Annotated in this window: 8 protein-coding genes and 1 pseudogene; 1 reads left to right on the plus strand and 8 read right to left on the minus strand. The window is 37.5% G+C overall.

All coding sequences use genetic code 11. The annotated features are described in order from the left end of the window. Positions 1 to 707 (plus strand): AraC family transcriptional regulator (locus ACY65O_RS00425; RefSeq protein WP_462218872.1); only part of this gene is annotated, 707 nt, incomplete at its 5' end. Between the two features lie 4 nt (positions 708 to 711). Here ACY65O_RS00425 and ACY65O_RS00430 read toward each other — a convergent pair. From ACY65O_RS00430 to ACY65O_RS00465, 8 genes and pseudogenes are all read right to left on the minus strand, one after another. Continuing rightward, entirely contained in the window at positions 712 to 1,983 is a 1,272-nt protein-coding gene (locus ACY65O_RS00430; RefSeq protein ID WP_462218873.1) for a multiheme c-type cytochrome, read from the minus strand. A 22-nt stretch (positions 1,984 to 2,005) separates the two neighbouring features. Continuing rightward, on the minus strand, positions 2,006 to 3,700 hold the full coding sequence (locus ACY65O_RS00435; protein WP_462218874.1) for a glucoamylase family protein: 1,695 nt from the start codon (positions 3,698 to 3,700) through the stop codon (positions 2,006 to 2,008). A gap of 9 nt (positions 3,701 to 3,709) precedes the next feature. Beyond that, positions 3,710 to 5,164 (minus strand): glycoside hydrolase family 30 protein, encoded by a 1,455-nt coding sequence (locus ACY65O_RS00440; protein WP_462218875.1) that lies wholly within the window; start codon positions 5,162 to 5,164, stop codon positions 3,710 to 3,712. 14 nt (positions 5,165 to 5,178) lie between these two features. Then, positions 5,179 to 6,627, minus strand: coding sequence for a glycoside hydrolase family 30 protein (locus ACY65O_RS00445; RefSeq protein WP_462218876.1), 1,449 nt, complete (start codon positions 6,625 to 6,627; stop codon positions 5,179 to 5,181). A 7-nt stretch (positions 6,628 to 6,634) separates the two neighbouring features. Continuing rightward, the gene (locus ACY65O_RS00450) at positions 6,635 to 9,895 is read right to left on the minus strand and encodes a VCBS repeat-containing protein (protein WP_462218877.1); all 3,261 of its coding nucleotides are present in this window, start codon (positions 9,893 to 9,895) and stop codon (positions 6,635 to 6,637) included. 139 nt (positions 9,896 to 10,034) lie between these two features. Continuing rightward, positions 10,035 to 10,859 (minus strand): LamG domain-containing protein, encoded by an 825-nt coding sequence (locus tag ACY65O_RS00455; protein WP_462218878.1) that lies wholly within the window; start codon positions 10,857 to 10,859, stop codon positions 10,035 to 10,037. Between the two features lie 70 nt (positions 10,860 to 10,929). Continuing rightward, positions 10,930 to 12,435, minus strand: coding sequence for a RagB/SusD family nutrient uptake outer membrane protein (locus ACY65O_RS00460; protein WP_462218879.1), 1,506 nt, complete (start codon positions 12,433 to 12,435; stop codon positions 10,930 to 10,932). Between the two features lie 28 nt (positions 12,436 to 12,463). Continuing rightward, positions 12,464 to 12,997, minus strand: a pseudogene (locus ACY65O_RS00465) (hypothetical protein); the annotation flags it as partial.

Genomic DNA, 12,997 nt, shown 5'->3' on the forward strand with positions numbered 1-12,997 from the left:
CTGATTTTAAACCGGGTAACCTTGCATTATTAGGACCAAACATTCCGCATACTTACCGCAACGAAGAAAAATTTTACCGAAAAAATTCAAAGCTGAGGGCAAAATCATTTGTCATTCATTTTTCTGAACAATCATTAGGTAACGATTTTTTACAATTGCCCGAAGCAAAACCCATCCGTCAATTATTATTAAAAACTTCGCAGGGTTTAGAAATAACGGGGCCGGCAAATATTGCAGTGAGTAAAAAATTGCATGATATCATTACTGAAAAAGGATTGCGCCGCTGGCAAAGCCTTTTAGAAATTTTAACGCTGTTGTCCGAATCAAAAAAATTACAACCCATAACCAGTACACCACAAATTGGGTATAACGAAAAAGAATCTGCCAGGATGTGCCAGGTTTTCGATTGGCTTACTATTAATTATTCCACTGCAATTAAATTAGCTGATGCGGCAAAAATTGCAGGCATGAATGAAAACGCTTTCTCCCGTTTTTTTGCCCAACGCACCCGTAAAACTTTTTCGGGTTTTGTACAGGAAATGCGATTGCAAAAAGCAGCCAGGCTATTGGTGGAAGATGAGCTTTCTGTTACAGAGATTTGCTACGAGTGCGGTTACAATAACATCTCTAATTTTAACCGGCAGTTTTTAAATTATTACAGCAGTAATCCTATTAATTATAAAAAAACTTTTTTAAAAAGAATGTAATACTTTATTGAGCAGTTCCTTTTTTTAATGCTTTAAATTTCTTTGTTGCATCGGGATAAATGCTAATAAAATGTGTACGTATTAATGAAGCCCGTGGAAATTCTTCTCCCTCAATATTAACCGCAATAGCTTTGGAAGGTTGCGCCGGCATATGGCAATCGATACAATTTTTATCTATTGCAATAACTTCGTTATGGGCAGGAGTTTTAAAAGTTGCTGCAGTGGTATTATGACAACTCATACATTTTTGAGAAAATAATGCCGCCTGGTTTCTTTGATTTTCATGAGTGTTATGACACGTATTGCAGGTCATTTTACTTAACTGAAAACATTTACTGGCTTTTAGCAAACCATACTGGTTGCCATGTACATCCACGTTGCCGTTATTGGCCACATCTATACTTGCGGTATCTATTTTAAAATAATCTGCAAGGTTTTTACCTGCAGTAAATTGAAAAGAAGGTTTTGTTTTTTCTATATTACCACCATGGCAAACGGTGCACACATCTAACTGCAATTGCCTGGAAAGTGATGAAGGATTAACAATATACTTTGCTGTTTTTTCCTGCGGATGCAAAGTTTGAAATTCTACATGCTTTGCTGCAGGGCCATGGCATTTTTCGCAGGTAACACCCAGCATCATCCTGTTATGATCAAACTCCGATGGTTCCATTGCTGTGCCAGCAATTCCTTCGGCATAGGTAGCATGGCATTCTAAACATCGTGAAGTAATGGGGCGGTCTATCAATACTTTACCAGAAGGAAAACCCGGACTGTTGGACCATTTGTTGGCAGCGGTAAAATAAGTGATGGGTAACTGATATAATTTATTTTTTCTCCAGTTTAAAAAAGATTGCCCCATTACACCTGACCCAATCACCATATCAAAACGCATGGCTTTTTTTTCTTCTCCACGCAAATACGCCACCTGGAAAAAACCGCTGTCTCTTTTTTCCATTGACAAAACTATATCAGGAGTATAAGCATAAGAATTTTTTCCTTTCTCAAAACTGCCCATGATAGATTTTTTATTGGCCTGCTGAGCGGTGAGGGCATGCGCTGTTTGCAGATGGCTTTCGTAAATTGTTTTGTGGCAGCCGGCACATTTTGCTGAGCCAGCATAATCATTAAAGCCCGTTACTGCTGTTACCTCTTTTTTTTCTTCGGTACCGTTTATACATTTTATCAAAATAAAAACGCAAAGAAGCATACTTAATAATACTAACGGAAAACGTCTATATTTTACAAATAAAAATTGATTTGATTTTTTTTGCATTAAATTTTATAGTAAAAAGAATTTACAAATATGGCGCAGTAAAGCCCAACACATTCTTCATCCCGTTTTTTACTTCGGGGCAACTGGTAAATAAATTCCATAATAATTGCGACCGGTAGTTTTCTATCATCACAATTATTGGCCCCTGGTCAATAGCCAGATAAGAATCGGCATACCATAATTGCTGTAAAGAAAACGCATCCACAAAACCATAATCTTTAAAAATTTTATCGCCTAAAACATAATAGAAAAATTTCAATGCCTTCATACTTTCATTGGGTGTGTAAGGTAAAGAAGATAAAGCTGCAGTTGGCGAAATTACACTTACATCATTGGTGGGGGAACTTGCGGTATAACCATTTTGAATATCGCTGGCCGTTAATCCCCAAACAGAATCGCTGTAGCCAAAATAATTTTTTGGATTGGCTTTGCAATATTCATAATTAATTAATGTATGATTTTTTGTTTGTGTTTGATAATTAGCATACACATCATTCAGGCCATTTGGATTAATACCCAAAAAAGAATAGTGCGAAAAGAAAAGTGGTCCCCCCAATTGCGGGCCTAATGGTAAGGTGTAGCCGTAATAACTGCTGCCATTAGTAAATCCGTTTGTACCACTCGCCGTCCAACCAGTTGAATAAACACTTGCAGGAATGCTGTGTGTGGTTGAAGAAGCACCCAACACATAAGTAATCAAACATTCATTCCATCCTTTAATTTGATGGTTCATTTCCCAATTATAATTGGGGCTCCAGTGCCAGTACAACACATTTTGATTATTTTGCCTGAACCAATCCCACTCCACAGCATTCCATAAAATATTAATATCACTCCTTAAATTTGTTTCTGCAGCATCTGCCCCATTAAAATATTGCCTGGCACATAAAAGCCCCTGCATTAAGTAAGAAGTTTCTACCAAATCGGCACCATTGTCTTTTGTGCTGAATGGAATTACTACACCGGTAGAACCATTTAACCAATGCGGAAAAGCGCCATGAAATTTTTGTGCTGTTGTTTTTAAAAATGTAACCATGGTTTGCAGCCGTGCAAGCCCCTGTGCTCTTGTAACAAAATTTCGGTTGATGGCCACCGGGATACTCATGATGCCAAAACCAGAACCACCACTGGTAACCGTTTCCGGTGTGGAGTTGCTTCTTTCTCTTGCCAGGCCACTTACCGGGTGGCCATAATCCCAAAAATATTTAAAGGTTCTTTTTTGAATAGTGTCTAATAAAGCATTGTCACTTATCAAAGGAAATTTTCTGGAAGAATCAATTTGCGTTATTAACTGCAAATTAAAATCAGCATTAAGTTTTCCTTTTTTAGCCGATTGTAAAATGGTTGTGGCCGTAACAGTATAACGGGCTAAATTTTTTAATGGTGAGGATGAAGTGATGACCACCGTGCTGTCATTATTTTCATAATTAAAACTTACCGGTATGGCCACAGCATTATTTTCTAAAACAGAAATGGCTGGTGCAACACTTGTTTTATCCAATGCATTATTAAAAGATAATTTTATTGAAACGCCTGTTCTTACATTGTAATTTACTGCACTGGTTTGTGCTGGTGCATTATCTAATCTGGCTGCAGAAATATTTAACAAAGATGGTGGCGGCTCAGGCGCCGGTATATTTTCTTTTTTTTTGCAATCAGCAGCAAAAAATAAAGGAGCCAGCAAAAAAAATAAATATTTACCATTTACAGTTTTCATATAATACTTTTAAAAGGTTAAGGTGGTGATGGAGTGAGGCAGTGCTGTAGCTTCCGCAGCTTTTCCATTTATCCATAAATAATAGGGTGTTTTGTTATCGCTTTGATTCATTACAATTACAGCAACGCTGCCGTCAGTATTTTTAAAAGCCGTAGTTAATAACTGGCTGCGGCTTGCACTGCAGGCAATTCTTTTTGCACCCGGTTTTATAAATTTAGAAAAGTGACCGATGTAATAATATTCGTTGGTGTAAATTAATTCGCCGGTTTTGGTATTGCCGTGAATGGGTGCAAAACAAAAATTTTGTACATGGTTTGGTCCACCGGTTTCATCCAGCAAAATATTCCAGTCTGTAAAACCAACTGATCCGTTATTAAAATCATTGATCATATTTATGCCATACTTTTCTCCCAGCTTCCAGTCGTTAACTTTAGTAAGGTCAAAGGCTTCTTTACAGCCTTCGGTAAATAATAAATTGGTATTAGGAAAAGTTTCATGCACTCTTTTTAAATTATCAAACATGGGTTCACCCCCGCTCCATGGCTCGTACCAATGAAAACCAATACCCCACAAATATTTTGCAGCCTCTGTATCATTTAATAAAGTGCTCGCCCTTTGATATAATAAATCCCTGTTATGATCCCAGCCAATAATTTTTTTATTGCCATAGCCATCACGTTTCATGGTGGGGCCTAAATAATTTTTTAAAAAATCTCTTTCTTCTTCGCCGCTATAAATGCAACTCTCCCATCGCTGTGTTGCCATGGGTTCGTTTTGTATAGAGATGCCCCAGATAGGAATTCCTTCGGCCTCGTATGCTTTTATAAATTTTGTATAATAATTTGCCCAGGGCTGATAAAATTCTTTTTTCAATTTACCGCCATGCAAAATATCGTTGTTGGTTTTCATAAATGCCGGCGGGCTCCAGGGGCTGGCAAATAAAGTAAGCTTACCCCCAGCTGCAGCAATGGCCTGTTTAATAAACGGAATACGAAATTGTTTATCGTGCTGTACATTAAAAGTTTTTAAGGTTGCATCACCTTCGGAAATGTAGGTATAAGTATCGCTGCTAAAATCGCAACTGTGAATATTGGTTCTGCCAAATGAATAACCAATACCATTCTTTTTATCAAAGTATGCTTTTAAAAATTCCTGCTGTTTATCTTTTGGCAATTTTGCAAATGTTTCTGCAGCTGCATCGGTAAATGCACCACCAATACCTAAAAATGTTTGAAACGTTTTATCTGGATCTGCAAATACACAAACCTGTGTTTCCAAAGGCTGTGGCATATTTTTAAATACCGCCGTACCGTTTTCGGCCAAACGCAGTTCACTGTTATCGGCAGTAGTATGTATACTTACTTTTTTCCCATTTACAGAAAAAGCCGTTGGCATTTTTTTGGCTTGCGCATAAACAGCATTTATTGATGCTGCCAACAGCACTGGTATTATTATTTTTTTCATACTAATTTTTTTATTTACCAAACATAAGTTGCTGCAGCACCGCCAGGTAAAGTTGCAGTGGCCCATTTACCTTTAAATTTTATATTAAAACTTGTTTCGGTGTTGCCATCATTTACTGCAATTAAAACTTTTCTTCCGTCCGGAATTTTAAAAGCAACATTATAAATATTACCTGCATTCACACTTTCAATACGCACCGAGCCGGCAGGAACAAACTTTGATGCATGTGCAATAATATAATAACCAACATTCCTGTTAATTGCTCCATCCAGTGTTAGAGCGCCTTTACACTCTGTACAACCACCTGGTGTGTGCGGATTATAACCACCATCATTTGCCAGGTTCCATTCCAACGCTACCTTGCTCCAGTTTTTCATGGAGCCGATGATCACATTTTTTACATGCCATTTTAAATCTCCATCAAAACTTCCGTTAGCACCTGTCCATTGCTCTGTGAAGTATAAATTTTTATCAGGATGTGCTGCATGTACACTTGATAGCGCACTGATATCGCCATTGTATAAATGAAATGCAGATCCATCAATAAATTGTTTAGCAGCCGCATCATTTAAAATACTGATGGGATAATTGGGGTTATCGCAATTATGATCCCAGATAATTATTTTTGTTGTAATTGCTGCAGTTCTAAAAGCAGGGCCTAAATTATTTTTTACAAAATCAGCCTGTTGTGCTGCCGACATTACCATGCTGGGATTATTGCCACCATGCTGTGGTTCGTTTTGTATAGTGATGGCATCTACGGTAATACCTTTTGCCTTCATGGCATTAATGTACTTTACAAAATAATTTGCGTACACATTATAATATTGTATTTGCAAACCACCTCCCATTGAATTATTATTATCTTTCATCCAAACCGGCGGGCTCCATGGCGAACCTAAAATTTTTATGTTAGGATTTAGTGAAAGGATTTCTTTTAATAAAGGGATAAGATCAACAGTATCTTTTGATAAATTAAAATTGGTAAGATTAATATCTGTTTGTCCTGCAGGCAGATCATTGTAACTAAATACTTCGGCACTTAAATCAGATGCACCAATACTTAAGCGCAGGTAACTGATACCAATGGCATTTTCACCATTGCCAAACAGTTCCTGCAGCAGCGCTGTTTTTTGTGCTGCCGGCAACCGGTTAATTAAAAATGCACTGCCGCCGGTTAATGTATATCCAAAGCCATCAACAGTTTGGTAGGTTATGGTACTGTCTATTTCTACAGTGGCATTAGTATTTATTGCAGAATTGAATGCCAGTAAACTGCTTTGCTTTTGCAGTAATGAAGATTTATCTCCTTTAGTAATCCAGGATGATATGGTGCCGGGTACCACAACAGGTGGTATGGGATCTGGCCCCGGTGCAGGCGTTTTACTTTTGGAACAGTTGGAATTTAAAGACAATAATGCTGCTGATAAAAAAACTGCGGGTATTAATTTAGTAAAGCGCATGGTACTATTAATTATTGGGTTTTAAAAAAATTAAAGATTGATTATTCCTGGCAATAATTAAAACTTTTCCGCCTCCTGCATAATTGATCCATTTGGCATCTCTTGCTTCTCCGGTAATACCTGCAAGTTGGCTATCATATTGCAAAGCAGTGGTGTTTTTATTGTAAGAAAAAAAAGAAGGCTGCAAAGCATCATATCTTCCTTCGTATGGAATAACACCATAAAAATTTCCTGCGGCTAAATAACTGTTTGGATTATTATAGCTGGGTGCAAAAGAAAATACTGGTGCAAACTGTAATGGTGCCGGCAGATCCATTCTTTTAAAATTGCCTTTACCATCATTTATAAAACAGGAAGAGCCCAGCACTTCTGCCTGCAGCTCCTGGTAATCTTTAAACAAATCGTAAAACATATATTGCACTGTTTGCCCGGCTACATCACTGTATTTTAAATAAGCTTTTTTTAATACCGGCAACGCTCTTTCCAATTCATCTTTTGCTAAAAAAGGATATTCTTTTCCATCAATCGTATAGGCCATTATCTGTTCTGTAGTACCATTGTTATCAAAATCTTTTACATACAGTTTAAGCGGCCCGTTTTTACCTGCCCAAAATTTATTATTCCATCCCCAATTGCCCGCTAAAATATCAGCAAAGCCATCGCCGTTTACATCAGTAGTATAAATACTTTGCCATAAGCCGGTTGATTTTAAAATATCCGTTTCAACAAATTTGCCCTTATTATTTTTAAAAATTTTCATGGGCATCCATTCGCCGGTAACCACTAAGTCTTTCCACCCGTCATTATCAATATCAGTAAAAGAAGCAGCAGTAACCATGCCAAGAGATGAGAGCGGAATGATGTTATCTCCTGCTTTTGTAAAATGTGCTTTGCCGTCATTTAAAAAAAGATAGGATGTTGTGGGCGGGCCATATTTTGCAGGGCTTGCCATGTTGCCTATAAAAAAATCTATATCGCCATCATTGTCTGCATCAGCTGCGGTAACACAACTTTTATTTTCAAACACCACCGACATGGGATTGGCCTCTTTAGTAAAATTACCTTTACCATCATTGATATACAGTTTATCTAATAAAGCAATTCCGTTTACAGGAATTTCGTTGCCACCACTTATTACCAACAGGTCTAAAGATGAATCGCCGTTGGCATCAAAAAAAACAGCATCTACTTCTTCGCTTATAGCAAATTTATTAAACAGTGCCGTATCACTTTCTTTAAAAGTTCCATTAGGTTGCTGTATCATTAAAACACCCGGTTGAAATTTTGCACCACAGGCATAAAAATCATCCAGACCATCTTTGTTTACATCCGCTACTGCCAGCTTTGGACCCCTTGTTGATAATGCATGCGGAATAAGGTATTGCATATTGTAATCCACAAAATCATTTTCAATATGTTTCCATTTGCAGTTTACCTGTGCAGAGATATCTGTCATAATTTCTTTTTTTGCAGGAAAAAAATTATTATAAACAAAATCGTTTTGTGCATTATTTTTATTTACAGTCAAATTTTTATTGATAGCAGCATTTTTAATAACCTGGTATTTTTGATTGGGCCAAACCAATAATACACTGTCTATTATTTTAATACTGTCAAAACCAAAATGCAATTGTGCAGAGGAGGAAGACATAAATCCTCTTACCGCCATCAGTTGCTGGTATTGCATTTTACCACCGGCAAAAACATAGGCTTTGCAACCAATGCCTGATGTATTAATACTGTCGCCTTTAAAAGTGATATCTATAAAATTTTTCTTTGGTGCATTATTTTTTAAAATCTGTGCAGGAGCATTCAGGCAATTTAGCACCAGGTCAAGATTACCATCATTATCCAAATCTGCATAAGCCGCACCATTGGAACAGCCTTTTAATTTTTGTGTTCCCCAGCTTTCACTTACTTCTTTAAAACTTAAATTGCCATCGCCTTTAAATAAAAATGGATGAGCATCTCCATCGGGCATAGCCGCAATAGTTTCATCATCATATTTATCAGTAGCATCCATGCCTTTAGCTTTTTGTTTATCTGCAAAGCGAACAAAGTCTAAATCTACAGGGCGTTTTACAATACCGCTGGAGATAAATAAATCTTTATTACCGTCGTTATCAAAATCTGCAAACAGGGGGCTCCAGCTCCAGTCTGTTGCCGATACGCCGCTTTGCAAAGCGGTCTCGCTAAAACTTACACCATTTCCATTGTTGCGTTGCAAACAATTTTTTGAATACTGATTTTGGTAACCGGGTATGGTTAATTTTACTTTATAGATGTCAGGGTTTTCATCGCTGCCATAGGTTTTTAATGTTTTTTCGTCGGGAGGCAGCATATCAACTGTTACTATATCCAGCTGGCCATCGTTATTATAATCGGCTACATCGTTGCCCATACTAAAGCGGCTGTAATGACGAAAATGTTTAGCACCTTCTTCGGTAAAAGTGCCATTACCATTATTTACATAGTAATAATCATTTTCATGAAAATCGTTGCCAATATAAATGTCATCCCAGCCATCGTTGTTTATATCTGCCACTGCAATACCTAAACCATAACCCAGATTACTCTGGTAAATGCCTGCTGCTTTTGAAACTTCAGTAAACTTTCCTGTACTACTTAAATCATTTCTGTAAAACCTGTCGCCGGAAAGTGAGTCATAATTTTTTCGGTTAATGGTATCAACAATATTTGCATGGGGATGATGAGATTGATTAAGCATATAACAATCCAGGTCACCATCGTGGTCGTAATCAAAAAAAGCAGTTTGGGTGGTAAAGCAGGAAGTGTTTAATCCATAGGCTGCAGCACTTTCAGTAAAGCTGTTGTTCTTATTATTAATAAATAATTCGTTGTGGCCTGTTAATCCATATTTACCGCTTACTGTACTCACATATATATCCAGGTAGCCATCACTGTTTACATCAGCCATTGTTACACCGGTATTCCAATCAGCAGTGCCTGCAACATTTGCTTTAGCAGTAATGTCTTCAAATTCAAAATTGCCTTTATTGAGATATAATTTGTTATTGCCTTTGCTGTTGGCAGCAAAATAAATATCCGGTAACCCATCATTATTAATATCGCCGGTGGCCACGCCACCGCCATTATAATAATAGAGGTAATAGAGAATATTAAAGAGTTTCTTTTTTTCTAATTGATTTTTAAAATTGATATTAGTTTTTGATGCAGGTAAACTTTCGAATAAGGTTGTATTGTTTTTACAAGAAGAAAAAAATACAATAGTCAGTATACAAAACAAAAAAAAGTATCCGGAAAAATTTCTGTTGCAATACATTTATAAAATAAGTTTGATAGAATTATTTAAAGATAAAAGGGCCGAACAATTAATGTATCAGCCCTTTTTTACTAATGAACTTGCTAAAGACTTAGAATATAAATTACAATTTGCTGTTGTATAAAGCCAAAATCTCTGAAGCAGAAAGGGCTTTGCCATACAAGCGGAATTGATCCATCTTTCCGGTAAAACCACTGATCCAGGAATCGGTAGGGCCACTTAAACCTGCATGCTTATTCCATCCTCCCACAACTAAATTGGTCGCATTTTTTATATTAAGCTTACCAATACCAAAATTTCCTGAGTTTCCTGGTGTGGGAACTTCTGTTCCATCAAAATAAACTTTTAAAATCGAAGTAGTCTCATTATAAACAAATGCTAAATGATGCCATTGACCATTAAAAAGTGGTTTTGTAAAAGATTGGCCGGTAAACTCCACCCAATGATCCTGCAAGGCAAATTTAAAAGTACACTTATCTACTGCGGCATTTTCTACTAATAAAAATGCAGCACTCTCATGCCAGTAATCTTTACTTACCAGTGAGAAATATAATTCCGTATTCGGGTTAACAACGTTATTTACCCACAGGGATATGGTGCAGCTTGTTACTCCATTAAAATCATTTGCAGAGGGATATTTAATTGCTTTGGTACCATTAGCCTGAATGCCTTTTCCGGTAATGCCAGCTACTGAAGTAAATGGATTATCCGAAGGAAAAGTCGCTCTAACACTGTCAACGGCATTCATCAATTTATCTGAACTGGTACCATCAAAAGCTGCATAAAATTTTAAAGGCCCCCCAGGAGGGTTAGCATCTTTTGTATAATCGCCAAGTGGAGGCCTGTTTATTTTTTGGCAGGCAAGCAACACCATACAAAGCGTAAAAACAAAAAATACAGTTTGTAGTAGTTGATTGTATTTTTTCATAAAAATTTTTTAGTTTGATAAACGAAAAAATACAACTGTAAATTCGTTTACAGTTGTATGCATTTATTAATTACCATTCAGGATTTTGTACCAGTTTACCGCCAGATTTATCTATTTCCGGTTGAGGTATTGGATAAAATCTGCATCTATTAACATAACCCAGCGGGCCAAGCACAGAAACAGCATCGCCCCATCTTACCAGGTCAAAAAATCTTTCGCCTTCTAAGCCTAACTCACTTCTTCTTTCTGCTTTTATTGCGGTTCTTAACTGAGCCTGGCTAACAAATGCAACAGCAGGCAATCCAACTCTGCTGCGTACCTGATTCATTAATGTTGCTGCTTGTACACCGCTACCAGTTTCGTTTAAGCACTCAGCAGCCATTAACACTACATCTGAATACCTTATCACTCTTTGGTTAATCCAGTAAGCACCATCTAACCATCCGGTAGATGCCCTTACAGCAGGATCGGCATATACTTTTTTGTTCCAGTATTTTCTTGGTACTACTGTTGGATAAGCAGGTAAAACACTGCCGTAACCACCGGTTGAGGGGTCATCTGACTGTCCGGAAAATAATACAGAAGAACCTTTTCTCGGATCATTGGCTTCAAAAGAATTTACGAACGCATCAGTTGGAGTATTCCATCCCCAGCCTAAATTCCATCCGCTTGAATTAGATGCCCTAACGCCCTGGCATGTGGCATACCACGATCCTTTATCATCCGTTCTGTTTGGCCCCATATAATTTTGCCATTCTAAAATAGATTCGCTGCAATTTTCGCCGGCATCTTTAAATATTCCATGATAGCTTGGAAACAGTGAATACGTTCCCGAAGCTATAACCTGTTGGCTTAAACTAAGCGCCTGTGCCCAATTACCCCTGAATATGTAGGCTTTTGCCAACAGCGCTTTAGCCGCACCACTGGTTAACCTGCCGGGATATTTAGAACCCCATACGGTAGGTAAATTTGCAGTTGCATATTGAAGGTCTGTATCAATTAAAGCCCAGATAGCTGATGCAGGTGACTTGGCAATATTAGCCTGTGCAGGATCATATAACCTGAAATCAATTTTAGGTACATCTCCAAAAGTTCTTACCATATCAAAATAGGCAAATGCCCTGAAGAAACGGGCTTCAGCTATATTTACCTTAGAATCTATATCTGACAGTTTTAAAGAATCAGCCGTTTGAATTGCAGTATTGGTAAGATGGATCAAACGATAATGCGCTTCCCAATAAAAATTAGTAGCCCACAGATCTTTTACATAAGCATAATTATCAAATGGAGCTACCCATTCGGCACCATCAGCCGCATCACTTCCTTTTTCAGAATCATCCGAACGGAAATTGTGTACACCCTGCCAGGGAATACCACCAAAAACGTTCCCGATATCATAATCTTTTATAGCACTGTATAAGCCAAATACCTGGCCTTCTATTCCGCCCTGGTTAATATCATCAAGGGAGGCTGTTAATGGCTTACGGTCTAAAAATTTTTCGCATCCGCTTGCCATAAACAAAACAGGCAGCGCAAGAAGCAAAATAGCTGATGAAATTCTTTTAGTCTTTTTCATATCTGTGTTTGTTTATTTTTATTTTAAATTAAAACGTTACGTTTAAGCCAAAGGTTGCTACTACTGGTATTGCACCACCTGCATTATCTACGCCAAAAGACAGGGCACCACCACCAAATTCTGCTGTATAACCGGAATTCCATTTAAAGGTTTTAGGATTTTGTACATTACCAAATAAACGAAGGTTTTTAACCACCCTAGTTTTTGATAGTATGCTCTGGGCAAAGTTGTAGCCAACCTGTATATTTCTTATCCTGAAATAACTGCCGTCTTCGATACCGTAAGTAGAGGCTTCGTAATTGATACGGTGATCCTGTCCTAAAATAGGATCAAAGTTAGAAGTACCTTCTCCATGCCACCTGTTAATTTTAAAAGCAGGATAATTTACACGTTGAAATGGAGATTCTGTTCCACCCCAGTTCCTGTAAATTTCATTGCCATAAACTCCACCCACATCAATGCCTAAATCGAAACCTTTATAATTAAAAGTTACTGATCCGCCATAAGTAAAATCAGGTGTTGGGTTGCCAATTACAGTTTTATCGGCAGTGTTTATTTTACC

Source organism: Ferruginibacter sp. (assembly GCF_031430955.1).
GTDB lineage: Bacteria > Bacteroidota > Bacteroidia > Chitinophagales > Chitinophagaceae > Ferruginibacter.